The organism is Pedobacter sandarakinus, from assembly GCF_026240095.1.
Classification (GTDB): Bacteria; Bacteroidota; Bacteroidia; order Sphingobacteriales; family Sphingobacteriaceae; genus Pedobacter; species Pedobacter sandarakinus.
This window is the reverse complement of record NZ_JAPIVG010000007.1, coordinates 107,202-122,310: the sequence shown is the minus strand read 5'-3', so window position 1 is coordinate 122,310 and position 15,109 is coordinate 107,202. Positions and strand designations below refer to the sequence as shown.

16 protein-coding genes are annotated in these 15,109 nt (G+C 38.6%); 2 read left to right on the top strand and 14 right to left on the bottom strand.

The window, feature by feature from the left end; genetic code table 11:
* Window positions 1–9: 9 nt before the first annotated feature.
* The 4 genes from OQ268_RS17130 to OQ268_RS17115 are packed head-to-tail and all read right to left on the bottom strand — an operon-like array spanning window position 10 to window position 3,892.
* Window positions 10–567: a hypothetical protein gene (locus OQ268_RS17130; protein WP_265857968.1), complete on the bottom strand. Its 558-nt coding sequence runs from the start codon at window positions 565–567 to the stop codon at window positions 10–12.
* Window positions 568–1,590, bottom strand: coding sequence for a UDP-glucose 4-epimerase GalE (gene galE / locus OQ268_RS17125; RefSeq protein WP_265857966.1), 1,023 nt, complete (start codon window positions 1,588–1,590; stop codon window positions 568–570).
* Between the two features lies 1 nt (window position 1,591).
* The gene (locus OQ268_RS17120) at window positions 1,592–2,581 is read right to left on the bottom strand and encodes a UDP-glucuronic acid decarboxylase family protein (RefSeq protein ID WP_265857964.1); all 990 of its coding nucleotides are present in this window, start codon (window positions 2,579–2,581) and stop codon (window positions 1,592–1,594) included.
* Complete coding sequence (locus tag OQ268_RS17115) at window positions 2,582–3,892, bottom strand: UDP-glucose dehydrogenase family protein (protein WP_265857962.1); 1,311 nt, start codon at window positions 3,890–3,892, stop codon at window positions 2,582–2,584.
* A gap of 62 nt (window positions 3,893–3,954) precedes the next feature.
* Between OQ268_RS17115 and OQ268_RS17110 the strand changes: the two genes are divergently transcribed.
* Window positions 3,955–5,172, top strand: coding sequence for a 3-deoxy-D-manno-octulosonic acid transferase (locus OQ268_RS17110; RefSeq protein ID WP_265857994.1), 1,218 nt, complete (start codon window positions 3,955–3,957; stop codon window positions 5,170–5,172).
* On the opposite strand, the gene OQ268_RS17105 is transcribed toward OQ268_RS17110, so the two are convergent.
* The 9 genes from OQ268_RS17105 to OQ268_RS17065 form a co-directional block, all read right to left on the bottom strand.
* Window positions 5,156–5,662: a gluconokinase gene (locus OQ268_RS17105; protein ID WP_265857960.1), complete on the bottom strand. Its 507-nt coding sequence runs from the start codon at window positions 5,660–5,662 to the stop codon at window positions 5,156–5,158. The genes OQ268_RS17110 and OQ268_RS17105 overlap by 17 nt on opposite strands.
* Window positions 5,663–5,669: 7 nt before the next feature.
* A complete protein-coding gene (hemH, locus tag OQ268_RS17100; RefSeq protein ID WP_265857959.1) occupies window positions 5,670–6,680 on the bottom strand; it encodes a ferrochelatase in 1,011 nt (336 codons plus the stop codon).
* 2 nt (window positions 6,681–6,682) lie between these two features.
* Window positions 6,683–9,058 (bottom strand): TonB-dependent receptor, encoded by a 2,376-nt coding sequence (locus OQ268_RS17095; protein ID WP_265857958.1) that lies wholly within the window; start codon window positions 9,056–9,058, stop codon window positions 6,683–6,685.
* Between the two features lie 115 nt (window positions 9,059–9,173).
* The gene (locus OQ268_RS17090) at window positions 9,174–9,848 is read right to left on the bottom strand and encodes a fatty acid desaturase (RefSeq protein WP_265857956.1); all 675 of its coding nucleotides are present in this window, start codon (window positions 9,846–9,848) and stop codon (window positions 9,174–9,176) included.
* 62 nt (window positions 9,849–9,910) lie between these two features.
* Window positions 9,911–10,759 (bottom strand): 4-hydroxy-3-methylbut-2-enyl diphosphate reductase, encoded by an 849-nt coding sequence (locus tag OQ268_RS17085; RefSeq protein ID WP_265857953.1) that lies wholly within the window; start codon window positions 10,757–10,759, stop codon window positions 9,911–9,913.
* A 12-nt stretch (window positions 10,760–10,771) separates the two neighbouring features.
* Window positions 10,772–11,446, bottom strand: coding sequence for a carotenoid biosynthesis protein (locus OQ268_RS17080; RefSeq protein ID WP_265857951.1), 675 nt, complete (start codon window positions 11,444–11,446; stop codon window positions 10,772–10,774).
* On the bottom strand, window positions 11,416–12,513 hold the full coding sequence (locus tag OQ268_RS17075) for a glycosyltransferase (protein WP_265857949.1): 1,098 nt from the start codon (window positions 12,511–12,513) through the stop codon (window positions 11,416–11,418). Before OQ268_RS17075 ends, OQ268_RS17080 begins: the two co-directional genes overlap by 31 nt.
* Window positions 12,510–13,133, bottom strand: a complete 624-nt coding sequence (locus tag OQ268_RS17070) for a 1-acyl-sn-glycerol-3-phosphate acyltransferase (protein WP_265857947.1) — start codon at window positions 13,131–13,133, stop codon at window positions 12,510–12,512. Before OQ268_RS17070 ends, OQ268_RS17075 begins: the two co-directional genes overlap by 4 nt.
* A 120-nt stretch (window positions 13,134–13,253) precedes the next feature.
* Entirely contained in the window at window positions 13,254–13,760 is a 507-nt protein-coding gene (locus OQ268_RS17065) for a phosphoribosyltransferase family protein (RefSeq protein ID WP_265857946.1), read from the bottom strand.
* Between the two features lie 127 nt (window positions 13,761–13,887).
* Between OQ268_RS17065 and OQ268_RS17060 the strand changes: the two genes are divergently transcribed.
* Window positions 13,888–14,592 carry a head GIN domain-containing protein gene (locus OQ268_RS17060; protein WP_265857945.1) on the top strand — a complete coding sequence of 235 codons (705 nt, stop codon included), beginning with the start codon at window positions 13,888–13,890 and terminating at the stop codon, window positions 14,590–14,592.
* 98 nt (window positions 14,593–14,690) lie between these two features.
* Here the strand turns inward: OQ268_RS17060 and OQ268_RS17055 are convergent, their stop codons facing one another.
* On the bottom strand, window positions 14,691–15,104 hold the full coding sequence (locus OQ268_RS17055) for a hypothetical protein (protein WP_265857943.1): 414 nt from the start codon (window positions 15,102–15,104) through the stop codon (window positions 14,691–14,693).
* Window positions 15,105–15,109 lie beyond the last annotated feature (5 nt).

The window sequence follows — 15,109 nt, the reverse complement described above, 5'->3', positions numbered from 1 at the left end:
TTTATCACTTTAGCTAATATCTGTGGGTAGGTTGGCAGAATTTGCCAACGCAGCTAATTTAGAAGAATAGATTTTATTGAGCAAATTATTTAACGGTGTGCTTAAATCGAATTGCAAATCCTCGTGTAGTTTTCGGTATTTATTGATAGTTACCGATACTGTTTTGATATAATAATTGGAAAACAGGAAAAGATAATCGCGGTAGCCCGAACTGGTTTTGCGATAATCTACTGGAATAGCCGTAAGTATAAAGAACTTCAGCTCTACTTCGCCCACCGGGTCTTTTGTTACTTTATAAAAATGATTTACGGCGGTAATCATCTTTCTTACCTTAGCCAGCGCATCTTTTGCATTAAGTTTTTTGAGTTCTGAAAGCTTCTCTTCAACATCGGCCTTTATTTTTTCTTTACGATCTTCCAGGTCGTGCTTATCTTCGAGCAGGGTGTAATGCAGGTGTTCGGTTAGCACTTTATCTTTAGCTATTAGGCGCAATAATAGCTTATCTTTTTCCTTCGGGGGCAAGGCTATTATTGCGCTTTTTAAATCTTTATGCTCCGATAACTTCATTTAAAAAGGGTTGGCTTTGAGGTATTTTTCCCACTCCCAGGCCGACCGCATCATCTCATTAATATCTAATTCTGCTTTCCAACCCAGTTCTTTGTTCGATTTCGTTACATCGCCGAACACTTGCACCACATCGCCACTTCTTCTTGGTCCGATTTTGTAATCCAGCTTTTCTCCATTGGCATTCTCGAATGCGGTAATAATTTCTAACACGGATGACCCCTTTCCTGTACCAATATTAAAAACTTCGTAATTTGATGAAGCTTTTTGCTCTTCTAACCTTTTTACCGCAGCCACATGTGCTTTGGCCAAATCTACTACATGAATATAATCGCGAATGGCAGACCCATCTGGAGTATCATAATCATTACCATGAACAGTAATTGGACCACGTTTCCCTATTGCCGACTGGGTAATAAACGGAACCAGATTAGCAGGAACACCATTAGGTAATTCGCCAATTAATGCTGTTTCATGTGCGCCAACCGGGTTAAAGTAACGCAAAGCGATGACATTTAAATCTGGTGTTACTGCAGTAGTTTCTGTCAAAATTTCTTCTGCAATCTGCTTGGTATTGCCATAAGGCGATTCTGCTTTTTTAACTGGTGCTACCTCTGTAACTGGCAAAGCATCTGGCTGGCCATACACTGTACACGATGAAGAAAAAACAAAATTCATTTTATTGTTAAACGCAGTTAACAAATTGATTAAACTATAAAAGTTGTTTTTGTAATACTTTAAAGGATGCGCTACCGACTCTCCTACTGCCTTATAAGCTGCAAAATGAATAATGCCTGTAATATCGCTGTGGCTTTCTGCAAATGCATTTACGGCTTCTTCCTGTTGCAAATCTATCTCATGGAAATCAAACCACTTACCAGTGATGGCATGTAATTGAGTTAAAATTTTGATGTTGGAATTAATAAGGTTATCGATAATTACAACCTCGTAACCTGCATTGTGTAACTCTATAACTGTATGCGAACCAATGTAGCCGGTTCCACCGGTAACTAAAATTTTTGACATGTTAACGATTAAATGTAGTAAAGTCTTTATGTTCAATTTTTTCTAAAGCCTCAGGAGGCAAAGATTTGAAGTATTCGTAGGTAATTTTTAAACCTTCTGCACGATCAACCTTTGGCTCCCAGCCCAGAATTGACCTCGCTTTGGTAATATCTGGTCGCCTTTGTTTGGGATCATCCTGCGGAAGATCCTTATAGACAATCTTCTGCTCGGTGCCAGTAAGTTTAATAATTTCTTCGCAGAATTGCTTAATGGTTATTTCGTCGGGGTTACCAATGTTTACGGGCTGTGCGTAATCGCTCATTAACAAACGGTAAATCCCTTCTATCAAATCATCCACATAACAAAATGAGCGGGTCTGACTACCATCGCCAAAGATGGTTAAATCTTCTCCACGCAAAGCCTGCCCTATGAAAGCTGGCAATACACGGCCATCATTTAGTCGCATTCTTGGGCCATAAGTATTAAAAATGCGGATAATTCTTGTTTCTACGCCGTGGAAAGTATGGTAAGCCATGGTAATGGCCTCTTGGAAACGCTTGGCTTCGTCGTAAACACCACGTGGCCCTACCGGATTAACGTTTCCCCAGTACTCTTCTGGCTGTGGGTTCACATTCGGATCACCATATACTTCTGATGTAGATGCGATGAGCATTCTTGCTCCTTTATTTCGGGCTAAACCCAGCAGGTTATGTGTACCTAATGAGCCAACCTTTAAAGTTTGTATAGGTATTTTAAGATAATCTATCGGACTTGCAGGAGAAGCAAAATGAAGGATATAGTGCAGTTTACCTGGGATATGGACAAACTTTGATACATCGTGATTGTAAAACTCAAAGTTTTCTAACTGAAAAAGGTGCTCAATATTGGCCATATCGCCAGTAATGAGATTATCCATGCCAATAACATGGTAATCCTCTTTCACAAAACGATCACAAAGGTGCGAGCCCAAAAAGCCAGCTGCTCCTGTAATCAATATTCTTTTTCGACCCATTTAATTTATAAGTTTTCTGCCTATGCTATTGTAATAATAGCCAAGATCGACCATTTTTTGTAGATCATACAAGTTTCGACCATCAAAAATAACTTTATTTTTCAGCATATCTTCAATTTTTTGGAAATCTGGGTTTCGGAAGACCGACCATTCAGTGGCAATTAATAATGCATCGGCGCCTTCTAAAGCTTCGTACTGGTTCTTTGCATACTTTACCTTATCGCCAATTACACCTTCAACGTTTTTCATTGCTTCAGGATCGAACACGGTTACAGTAGCTCCATTTTTTACCAATTTATCGATAATATATAACGCTGGAGCCTCCCGAATATCATCAGTCTCTGGTTTGAAAGCCAATCCCCAAAGCGCAAAATGTTTGCCTTGAATATCATTTTTATAGTATTTAATCAACTTATCAACCAGAATAATCTTCTGTCTTTCGTTTACTTCCATTACCGATTTTAAAATTTGGAAATCATAGGCATAGTCATCGGAAGATTTAACAAGTGCCTGCACATCTTTTGGAAAGCAAGAACCGCCGTAACCAACGCCCGGAAAAAGGAAACGTTTACCAATTCGCTCATCAGACCCGATACCTTTCCTTACGGCATCAACATCGGCACCCACCAGTTCGCAAAGGTTTGCTACCTCATTCATAAAAGTAATTTTTGTAGCCAGAAAGGAGTTCGCAGCATACTTTGTCAGCTCTGAGGAACGCTCATCCATAAACAGAATAGGGTTACCCTGGCGCACGTACGGACCGTAGAGTTCGGTCATCAACTTTTTAGCCTTTTCGCTTTTGGTACCCAATACCACCCGGTCTGGCTTCATAAAATCATCGACAGCCACACCCTCTCTTAAGAACTCGGGATTCGATACAACGTCGACCTCAACATCGGTATTTGCTAGAAAAACGGCTTTAACTTTATCAGCTGTGCCTACAGGGACAGTAGATTTGTTAACAATAACTTTATAATCGGTAATTAGCTTAGAAATATCTTTGGCAGCTCCTAAAATATATGATAGGTCTGCAGCGCCGTCTCCACCTGGAGGGGTTGGCAAGGCCATAAAAATAATTTGTGCATCCTTTACCGCATCGGCCAAATGGGTGGTAAAAGTGAGGCGGCCTTGCTCGATATTTCTATGAAATAAAAGATCGAGACCTGGTTCGTAAATTGGCACCTCTCCCTCTTGCATTTTTTTTACTTTACTTTCATTAATATCTACGCAGATGACGTCGTTTCCTGTTTCTGCTAAGCAAGTTCCGGTAACTAAACCTACGTATCCGGTACCAATAACGGCTATTTTCATATATTCTTAAGCTTTTTAAATATATTCGTTTTATCTTGGCACGAAGATATGAAATTACACTTATGCTTTTGCTTTACATAATCGGAATTAGGGTTTACACTTTCGTTATCAGGGTATTTTCTTTGTTTAATCCAAAAGCCGAACAGTTTATAAATGGGCGTAAAAATGTTTATACACAAATTGTTCAACGGATAAATCCAGCAGAAAAGCACATATGGTTTCACTTTGCATCTTTAGGTGAATTTGAGCAAGGGCGACCAGTTCTGGAGCAATTAAAAACCCAATATCCAGATAAGCAAATTGTTATTACCTTTTTTTCTCCTTCAGGATATGAAATCAGGAAAAACTACCCTTTAGCGGATGTTTTTTACCTTCCGATGGACAGTAAGCGTAATGCTAGACGATTTTTAGATTTAATTAACCCCGAGGTTGCAATATTTACGAAATACGAATTCTGGCATTTTTATTTTAAAACACTCAAAGAAAGACAAATCCCCCTATATCTCATATCAGGAATTTTTAGGCCCCAGCAAACCTTTTTTGCCTGGTATGGAGGCTTTTACCGAAATCTATTGACTGCGGTGAGTCACTTCTTTGTTCAGAATGAAGAGAGTGAAATTTTATTGAAATCTATTGGATTTAATAACGTAACCAGAAGTGGAGATACCAGGTTTGACCGCGTTTACGAAAATGCGCAACATCCGAAACCTTTACCGATCATAGCAGCGTTTTGCAAAGACGCACCCGTGATTATTGCAGGCAGTACCTGGTTGCCCGACGAGAAATTGCTGGTCTCTTTAGCCGAGCAACATCCTGCTTGGAAACTCATTATAGCACCACATGAAATAGACGTACTGCACATTCGCGGGCTCGAGGAGTTATTTCCAAAGGCCGTTAAGTATTCCAACTTAGAAAAATCATCGACGGGAAACCAATCGCAAATTCTGATAATTGATAACATTGGCATACTTTCATCGCTGTACCAATACGGAAAGTTAGCCTACATTGGTGGGGGGTTTGGCACAGGCATTCACAACACTTTAGAAGCTGCGGCATTTGGTTTGCCGGTTATTTTTGGACCAAAATTCGATAAATTCCAAGAAGCCAAAGATCTGATTTCAGTTGGCGCTGCAAAGAGTATCATTAATGAAGAAACATTGATTGATGCATTTGAAATGTTTAAGCGCAACGAGATATCATCCGCAGCTGCGAGAGCATATGTTTACAAACAAAAAGGTGCTACAGTGCAAATTTTAGCGGCTATTAAGAAAGCCATTTAGCATTCTCAATTTCATTTATAATAGTGTTTAAATCTCGATTGATACTAACAACTAGCACATCGGTTTCTGTTGCCAATGGCTCTTCTAATGCGTCGAATTGGCTCTGGAGTAAACTGGCAGGCATGTATTGATGATGCCGTTGTTGAATACGGGAAAAAATTAATTCGAAACTGCCTTTTAGATAGATAAAGCCAATATCATTATTACCAGATCTGAGTAATTCTCGGTATTCGTATTTAAGTGCCGAGCAGGCAATAATGCAGCTGGTATTGTTCGTTTGGTATTTGTGCCCCAGTGAGGCTAGTAATTCTAACCAACTCAAGCGATCGTCATCTGTAAGTGGGATACCAGCTGCCATTTTATCGATATTGCTTTGTGGATGCAAATCATCGCCATCAATAAAAATTGCAGAAGTTCTTTTTGCCAGCGCTGTACCTATTACTGTTTTTCCGCTACCAGAAACGCCCATTAATATAATCAACTTTGGCATCTTAAACTTATTTTATCATTCCAGCTAATGCTTCGATAAATACCGGACTATCGTTTAAGCTCTCTACCAGTTGAACATGCTCTCCACCAAGTTCCCTAAATTCTTCGTGATACTCTACCGTAATTTCGTACAAAGTTTCCAAACAGTCGGCCACAAAAGCTGGACTAAAAACCAATAACCTTTTCTTTCCCTCTGCAGCTAGTTTCTTAAGCACATCGGTAGTGTAAGGTTGCACCCAGGGTTCTTTACCCAAACGAGATTGGAAACAAACCGTGTATTGATCGCGGTGAAGATTTAGTTCTGCAGCGATTAGCCTGGCTGTATCATGCCCTTGTGCCGAGTAACAAAACTTATTGGTATCATTTAGCGTTTGGCAGCAGTCTTTATTTTTTAAGCAATAGCTGCCCGTATGGTCGCATTTTAACAACTGGCGCTCTGGCAAACCGTGGAAACTAAATAGCACATGGTCATAACTTGAAACATCATGTTTTCTGGCGTTTTCTGCGAAAACCTTGATCATCAATTCGTTATCATGGAAAGAATTTACAAAGGATATTGGCGGTACAGTTTGCCACTTGCTTACCAATTCCATAACCAACTGCATTACCGAGCCAGAGCTGGCCGAGGCATACTGTGGAAACATCGGAATAACCTGAATACTCTCCACCAAACCTGCTTTCAACTTAGCCAGTGCAGCTGCTACCGATGGATTTTGATAACGCATCGCTAATTCAACATGGTAGTCATCTCCCAACCTTTCTTGTAGCAACTTTGCCTGTAATTTGCTGTAATAAAGTAATGGAGAACCATTTTCATTCCATATTTCCTTATATAACTTAGCAGTTTTTGGACTTCTAAATGGCACGATAATCCCTTTAACCAGCAATGTCCGGCTCACTTTGGAGATATCGATGACCCTTTCATCCATCAAAAACTGATCGAGATATTTTCTTACATCGGGTGTAGCTGCACTATCTGGTGTACCTAAATTAACCAGTAAAATTCCTTTTTTGCTCATTTTTAAAAATCAAGTATTATGCCCAAGGTTGGTAAAATGTTTCCTCCGCTATTGTTCAAAAGCTTTGTTTTATAGCGTGATGGATCTCCTGGTAAATCCTGTGGGTTTCCGTTTAGATCTCTATCTAAAACCAATGCGGGCTGCAATTGGTATTTGTTATATGTTAAGTTTTGTATATCTAAGTAAAGATTGAAATTAAACTTTTTAAAAGGAAACTTTTTATCTACCCTAACATCCAACTGATAAAAATCGGCTAATCTTAAATTATTTAGCTGATCGAAATCTCTAACGCCCTCTGGCAACACATTATAACTGCTTTTTAAGGATGAATACGCCACGTCATAAGGTGTATAGGGGCTTCCGCCGCTAAACCTGAACTTTGCACCAACCTCCCAATTTTTTGCAAATACTTTACCAGCGGTAACACTTAAAATGTACCTGCTGTTCCAGCTAGATTGCACCAGTATATTGCGCTTGTCGGCAAATTCACTTCTGAATAATGTTAATGCGAAAATGCCATAGAAACCTTTCGTTAAACGCTGTTGCGCAAAAAATTCTACGCCATAACTTCTTCCATCGGTTTCGCCAACTAAAGGCAAATTGCCCACCACGCCAAAATCTGCCCCCAGGTTTGCCAAGGGGATAGTATCATTAATTTGTTTTAACAAAGGATATTTAGCATAGCGTTTATAAAATCCCTCGATGGTGAATTTGGTATTTTTTAAACTGTTGTATTCCAATCCGGCAACCAGATGGGTTGCCCGAATGTAATTTACATTTTTATTTAAAAGTGGCGATGTGCTGGTTTCACGATAGCCCAATAGCGTATAGGCGGGTAATTGATAATATATTCCGGTATTAAAGTTAAAGCTAAATTTTTCGGTGAACTTATAAGAAGCCGAAAACCTTGGCGAAAATGTTTTTAGCGGATTATTCATTTGGCTGCTAAAATTGTTTCCATCGATCCTGAAACCGGTAGATAAACTAAGCCTGTCGTTAAAATAAGATGCACTCACTTGCGCAAACGCCCCATACTTCACCATGTCGAAATCAGAATTATAGTTTAACGGACCATTAGGCAAAAGCACTACATTTTGAACATTATAACTTCCAGTTTCTGCACCTATGCCAAAATTAATTTTGTAAATGCCCTCTTTAGACGAATTTTCGAACCGGAATTTATTCTCTGTTTCTTTTGAAGCGTAAGTGAGGGTTTTCAATTTGCTTTCATCATTATCCTGAAACTTATCGGCACTGGTGTTTAAATAGTTTCGACTAATTACTACTGTTGAAAACCCACGTTCGCGATAGTTTTTGTAAACTGCACCAATGGTATAGTTGTCTTGGCTATTTACCGGAATTACAGATAAAGTGTAAAGATTTTCTTCCGTTGGATCGGCATCAAAGTTAAGCTTAAAGCGATCTATGGCGCCCAAGCCTAAGATGGTTAACTCGTTCCTGGTGTTGAATTTTGTTTTAACCTTAAATTGAAAATCCTGATAGGAAGGAAGAAATGGCAAACCTAAAAGCTTGAATAATCCTTGCAAATAAGATAAGCGGTAGGATGCTAAAAATGTTGTTTTTGCACCTATTGGTCCATCCATGGTTACTGCAAAATCACTAGAGCCTATAGTGAGGGAGGCGCCAAGCTTGTCTGTATTGCCATCGCGTTGTTTAAATTCGAAAACCGAACTCAGAGAATTACCCCTTGAAGCTGGGAAAGCGCCAGAATAAAAATCTACTTCCTTGATAAAATCTACATTAATTAACCCTACAGGACCACCGGAAGATCCTTGGGTGGTAAAGTGGTTGATGTTGGGGATTTCTACCCCATCTATAAAAAAGCGGTTTTCATTCGGTGCACCTCCTCGAATAATAATATCATTGCGGAAACTTACCGGCACAGAGACGCCTGGTAAAGATTGTATTACCTTCGAGATATCACGATTGCCACCAGGATTACGCTTGATTTCGTTCACGCCGATGGTTCTCAAAGATAACGGACTTTCTAACGGTTTAACAAAGCGTTGAGATCTTACGGTCACTTCACCAATGTCATTTTGAGTAGTCTCTAAGGCCAAATCAATTGTGGTAGGCTTGGCATTGGCAACCTGTACATCAAACAAACTTTTGTTTGAATAGCCTACAGCTGAAAACTGAATGTTGTAAACACCAGGCTTCAAGGCTGTTAAAGAATAGTTACCCAGGCTATCGGTCTGGGTGCCGATACCAATATTTTGTAATTGGACGGTAACGCCAACTATTGGTTGGTTTGTAAAAACATTGGTTACCTTCCCCTTAATTATGCAACTTTGTGCAAAAGAAAATGCAGAAACAAGAATAAATAGAAAGGTGAACAGGTGTTTCTTATGCAACATATTTCTTGGAAATAAATTAGAAGTTACCAAACCTAGTTTTTTGTCACAAAAATACTGTTTTAAGGAATTTAAAAACGTTCGGTTGTAAAGCAGAATGACATTTTTAAGTCAAATGTTAGTTTTTTTGCTTGTATAGCATCCACCAGGGAACTTGAGGTTTTTGATGATGTTCTAAATGGTAGCCGAAAAAGTAGCAGGAAAAAAAGGCAAGCAAATGGTTTTTCTGTAAGCTGGAAGCATGGTATTCGTTGTCATGCTCTCCTTTATGGGGTAGATAGGTGCCAAAATAAAATAACTGGAAAGTACTAAGCAAGGAAGGCAACACCCAAAAAAGCAACAAATTCCGCTCATCAAACCAAATATTTAAAACATTATATGCAACGGCCATAATTACAAGCTGGATAATGGTAACATAATTCATCATAAATCGAAGATACCATTTCCAAAAGCCATGTGGCGCATAATCCGGGTCATCACCGGTGTGAACATGTCTGTGGTGTTGGTGATGTTTGGCATAGAGACGGTTATAAAAGAAACCAGCGTATAGAAATACAGTTATATAACCTATGAAATTGTTCGAGGCTTTGTTTGATGAAACTGTACCATGCATCGCATCATGCGCCGTAATGAACAAGCCCGTATACAGGTGCATCTGCAAGAGTAGCATGAAGTAAACCAATGGATTACGCCAATTGAAATCCCACTGGAGGAGGTATGATAGGGATGTGAACCAACACAATATTACCAAAATTGCCACGAAAATTCCGGTATGTGTGCTTTCAGTTTTCAATTGATAGGTAATTATTTATGAGTAGTAACAATTAAAACAGGAAACCATTGCGTTGGTTTACATTAATACAATTCTAATTGTGTTTTAACTTTTTCCATTAACCACATCGGCGTAGAAGTTGCGCCGCAAATGCCTACTTTATCTCCAGGTACAAACCAGCTTGACTCCAAATCTTCTACATTGGAAATAAAGTATGAATTTTGATTATATTTTTTACAAACGTCATAGAGCACCTTACCGTTGGATGATTTTTTACCAGAAACGAAAATGATTTTATCGTAATGGCTGACAAAATCTTCCAATTCCTCATAACGGTTAGATACCTGCCTGCAAATGGTATCATTAGCCTTTACCTCGTAGCCGCGACTAATTAACTCATCTTTAATACTGTAAAATTTATCCGTGCTTTTCGTAGTCTGACTGTACAGGGTAAATTTAGCAGGCAACGCTACATGATCTAGTTCGGTCAAATCCTGAAATACGATAGCCTTCCCGTCTGTTTGCCCTTGTAAGCCAATAACCTCCGCATGACCATGTTTACCAAAAATCAGCACCTGTTCTTCATCATCATGCGAATTTTTAATTCGGTTTTGAAGCTTAAGCACCACAGGGCAAGATGCATCAATAAGCGTTAAGTTATTTGCTAAAGCGAGCTGATAAGTAGAGGGTGCTTCACCATGTGCCCTGATTAAAACTTTTTCGTTTCTTAAATTTTTTAAAACTTCATGGTCGATGATTCTAAGTCCCCGATCAGTAAGGCGGGCAACCTCTTCGTCATTGTGCACAATATCCCCTAAACAATATAAATAACCTTCGCTATCTAAAATGTCTTCGGCCATTTCAATTGCGTACACTACGCCGAAGCAAAAGCCAGATGATTTATCGATGTGAACTTTTAAGTTATAACCCATTATAAAGCAAAATTACGTAAAAATATTTGCACCAGTTGTCATATACAAGACAACAAAAAAGATCAGTTGTGAAAGGAACATGGCAGAACCGATTAACTTCTGCTGTTTCAAACCAAATGCATAGTAGAATTTTAGTAAGATAACTGAAACAATAAACCATGCAATAAAGTTCTGAAGCGGGACTTTATGCCAATCCCATTGCCAGTAATCAAACTTCATTGCCACCGGTTCTAAGAAAAAATCAAATGTAATCAGGATGAATGCGCCGAGTAAAGAAGCCACGGTACTGTTCCTCACTTTAAAGCCCTTCATCATTTGCCCAATGCTAAATATGAGTATTACCCAATTTACGCCCATCAAAATAGGCACAGCAGCTATTTTGTAGCCGAGCGTATTTCCATAGTAATAACTGCCAAAAATTTTACCTGTATGTACGCCTAAAACCTCTACCAGCCAACCACATAAAAAAACGCCACTAATGAATAGCGCCAGTCGTTTTACATTGCCATTATAAGTAAAAATAATGATAGCAAACATGAGCAACAGGTGAAAAGGAACCAACTTTAAGAAGTAGGGCTGCGCCATTGGAACCAAAAAACCGATGAGGCCAACTAAATGAAATATAATAATCATTGCAACGGCAACCTTTTTAACTTTTAAATCATTTTGATCGATCTGCCCTTCCATGTGCCTATTTTAAATATGTGTTTAATGATTGATAAAACTGAGATGATTAAAAAGAAAAGCATCTGAAAAGGATGCAAAATCAAATTCATCAGCACAGACTGCCCCGATAAGTAGGAGATCATGGTCCTGCTTAAAAAAATTAATGTAATGGGTAATACTACTAAAGAGGCATTGAAATTAAATATTAAAATAACCGGACCTAATGTTACCAAAAGCTGGTAAATTACTAAGATTATAATGTTATTACCAAACCCGGCTAATAAGTTTTTACTAAAGCCATTTAAACTTTCATTGAGATTTTTGTACATCCTGCAATAAATGAGGTTATTACCCAAAAGTGCTTCGGCATTATAGCCACTACGTTTAACGGCTTTCATAATCTCAACATCCTCTACCACTCTATTTCTAACATGTTCATGCCACTTATTTTGTTGGTAGTTTTGAGCAGTAAAACACATGCATTGACCACTTGCTGCAGCAAACTCTGGGTTTTTGGAAAACCTTACCAAGCGCAGCGGGAGTAAGTTTAATAAGATAAAGTGCATTAATGGCACAGTGAGCTTCTCTCCAATAGTTTTGGTTACCTGATTTGTAAAAATACTAAGGAGGGCTAGCTTACCTAAACTGATTCTATTAATCAAACTATCGATTAAACCTTTTTCTAATGTCTCATCGGCATCTACAAAAAGAAAATATTTGCCCTTTGCGATTTCAGCAAGTTGATGACAGGCATAATTTTTACCGAGCCATCCGGGCGCTAGCTCCTTCCCCTTCAAAACGCGAAAAGAAGGATAGTTGGCTGCAAAACCTGCTACCTTCGAGAAAGTGTCGTCTGTACTTCCATCATCGAGTACAATTACCTCATAATTCTCGTAATTTTGTTGCCGGATTGACTCCATCAATGTTAAGATATTTTCTTCTTCATTGCGGGCAGGAACAAGAATTGAAACCAGATCGTTGTGGCGTTTTACTGTTTTAGGAAGCTTTGGGTTTGATAGAAAGTTAAAAAGCGTTACGGAAAACCGAATGACTAGAAAAATTAATACCGCGTAAATAAAGATTGTCATTCTGTGATTTGTGTTTGTTTAACAACAGATTGATCGTAATGTTTATTGTAAGCACTTTTTAACAGTTGCAAACTTACATACTCTTCTGTTTGCCAGGATTGAAGATTACAGTTCACAATTGGTTTGCGGTTCGAAAAATAATCAGTGAACGTAGCAGCAAATATAATATCGATGTTTTTTTTGCTTGCATTGATCATTTGCATTACCCCCTTTTCGAAGTTGATGCTGGTTAAATGATTGGAGTGTAGCTTACCTTGAGGAAAAACAAGGACTAAGTTATTTTCATCGTCTAACAACTTGCCCGCATATTCGATCATATTAATTATATCCCGGCCATTACTTTCAGCAGCGAAGGCGCCTAGATATTTCAGAAAACCGACCTCTCTATAATTTTCGGCATTCACCAGTACATGAAACTGCCGTTTGAAAAACTTTTTATTAAGATAGAAAACGAAGAAACCATCCCACCAACTGAAATGGTTTGCTAATAACAGAATAGCCGAACCAGGTTTTACTGAAATCTTGTTGTAATTAAATGAGGTGAAATCTTTCTTAATGATATATGAAATGTACCAGGAAAAAAATTGATAAATCAGGTTATTCTTCTTAGGTAGATACATACCGGCATATTGTTAAATAAAGATCTGGGTTACAACAATTACATTAATAAGCACGCATCGGTCGGCTAACGTTTTGGAATGATTAATTGAGCCTGAATAGTCTCCATGGCCTAATATTGCTTAGCTGAGGTAAACGCGGTCCTCTTCTCCGGCTACATCCATTATCACATCAACGTGTTCTTTTAAAACCGTAGCAAGTTCCAAGCCTACAAAGTCGGTGGCTACAGGAAATATTTTGTGGCTTCTATCTACCAAGACCACCGTTCTTATTTTTTTATGAGGTGTATTTAAAAAAACACCTAAACCGTAAGCCAGGGTTTTACCACTGTTCAATACATCATCAACAATAATAATTACCTTGTTTCTCCAATGCGTTTCGTCCAAATCGGTTTTAGCTACTAATTTACTGCTTTCTTTCTGAAGATCAATTCGAAGCAGTGTGATTTTAAAGCCGGAGATTTGTTTGAGTACCTGTTCTAATCTAACCGCTAATTTATATCCTCGATCCCAAATTCCTGCCAAAACAACTTCTTTCTCGTTTAGGTTATCTTCCAAGATTTGATAAGCAATACGATCTATTTTCTGTTGGATTTGTTTTTTATTAAGAATGAGTAGTTGCGATGCCATTGAATGTTACGATTGATTACAAAAAGAATGATTTTAAGGATCAATTTCAAACTATTTGCAAAATAATTTTAATTGCTTGCAACGTTTCGCTTTTGTTGGCGTCTAATTCATAACCAATAACAAAATCATGAAGAACCTTATTAAAACTACCATTCTATTATTTTTGGCGATAAGCGGATGCGCTGCAAATGCTCAGGATTCCAAAAACTTTCCGGTTAGCGGTTTTAAAAGCATAGGTGTAAGCAGTGGCATAGACTTATACCTAACCCAGGGCAATAGCGAAAGTGTAAGCATTAAAACAGATGCTGAAACCTTAAGCAACATCGTTGTAGAACAAAAAGGAGATCAAATTAATATCAAATTTAAAGATGGAATAAGTTGGGGCGGTTTGTTTAGCAACCGAGTAATTAAGGCCTACGTTACCTATAAGACACTTTCGGCAATTGCCGCATCTGGCGGGGCTGATGTTTTTGGGCAAAACCAGATAAAAACCGATAGGCTAGCTATTCGCTCCTCTGGCGGATCAGACATTACACTTAATGTATCTTGCACCGACTTGTCAATCCAATCTAGTGGCGGTAGCGACATTAGCCTTAAAGGTAAAGCCAGTAATTTAAGTATTCAGTCTAGCGGTGGTAGCGATATCGATGCCTATGAATTAATTACCGACTATGCTAAAGTGCAGGCATCCGGAGGTTCTGATGTGAATATTTACGTCAATAAGGGTTTAGAAGCAGCAGCAAGCGGCGGTGGGGATGTAAGTTTTAAAGGCAATGCCGCATTAAAGAAAACATCATCATCAAAAAGTGGCGATGTACACCATGTAAATTAAGTTTAGTTTTAGTTAATATAAAAATGGGGCTGCTTTGTGGATGCAAAGCAGCCTTTTAAATGAAAGGATTTTTACTGTAACTCGGTATAGACCTTGATTTACCCTTTTCTTTTTTTGTAAGGATAATAAATAAAATTAGCCCCTTCCGGAACAATCACGAAAACACACATGTAATCTTCAGGCTTTTTATAAACCTTAAGAAACGGTTCCTTCTTTTCTTTACTGATGATGCCTTTTTCTACAAATTCCTCGAAGGTAGAGGCCTGGATTGTCCAGTCGGTATTCAATTCTTCCCGATTCAGGATCACTTCACCGATATTAACCTGGTGCTGGTGTGCAATAAATATTGGATGCGCTGAAATTCCCTCAACCATTATTTCTATACCCACTTCCTTGATCGCATCTGCGTAAAATTCCAGATCCTTTTCTAAGCTTACCAACGGGCTTTCTTGTTTCTTTTGTGGTGCACCACTATCTTCAGGGGTAGCGCCCAATAACTCTTCTCTATCCATAATTA

Bases quoted from the DNA above. Each gene is read 5' to 3' on its own strand.
- OQ268_RS17130 (WP_265857968.1), bottom strand. From the start codon at position 567: ATGAAGTTATCGGAGCATAAAGATTTAAAAAGCGCAATAATAGCCTTG.
- galE (WP_265857966.1), bottom strand. From the start codon at position 1,590: ATGTCAAAAATTTTAGTTACCGGTGGAACCGGCTACATTGGTTCGCAT.
- OQ268_RS17120 (WP_265857964.1), bottom strand. From the start codon at position 2,581: ATGGGTCGAAAAAGAATATTGATTACAGGAGCAGCTGGCTTTTTGGGC.
- OQ268_RS17115 (WP_265857962.1), bottom strand. From the start codon at position 3,892: ATGAAAATAGCCGTTATTGGTACCGGATACGTAGGTTTAGTTACCGGA.
- OQ268_RS17110 (WP_265857994.1), top strand. From the start codon at position 3,955: ATGCTTTTGCTTTACATAATCGGAATTAGGGTTTACACTTTCGTTATC.
- OQ268_RS17105 (WP_265857960.1), bottom strand. From the start codon at position 5,662: ATGCCAAAGTTGATTATATTAATGGGCGTTTCTGGTAGCGGAAAAACA.
- hemH (WP_265857959.1), bottom strand. From the start codon at position 6,680: ATGAGCAAAAAAGGAATTTTACTGGTTAATTTAGGTACACCAGATAGT.
- OQ268_RS17095 (WP_265857958.1), bottom strand. From the start codon at position 9,058: ATGTTGCATAAGAAACACCTGTTCACCTTTCTATTTATTCTTGTTTCT.
- OQ268_RS17085 (WP_265857953.1), bottom strand. From the start codon at position 10,759: ATGGGTTATAACTTAAAAGTTCACATCGATAAATCATCTGGCTTTTGC.
- OQ268_RS17080 (WP_265857951.1), bottom strand. From the start codon at position 11,446: ATGGAAGGGCAGATCGATCAAAATGATTTAAAAGTTAAAAAGGTTGCC.
- OQ268_RS17075 (WP_265857949.1), bottom strand. From the start codon at position 12,513: ATGACAATCTTTATTTACGCGGTATTAATTTTTCTAGTCATTCGGTTT.
- OQ268_RS17070 (WP_265857947.1), bottom strand. From the start codon at position 13,133: ATGTATCTACCTAAGAAGAATAACCTGATTTATCAATTTTTTTCCTGG.
- OQ268_RS17065 (WP_265857946.1), bottom strand. From the start codon at position 13,760: ATGGCATCGCAACTACTCATTCTTAATAAAAAACAAATCCAACAGAAA.
- OQ268_RS17060 (WP_265857945.1), top strand. From the start codon at position 13,888: ATGAAGAACCTTATTAAAACTACCATTCTATTATTTTTGGCGATAAGC.
- OQ268_RS17055 (WP_265857943.1), bottom strand. From the start codon at position 15,104: ATGGATAGAGAAGAGTTATTGGGCGCTACCCCTGAAGATAGTGGTGCA.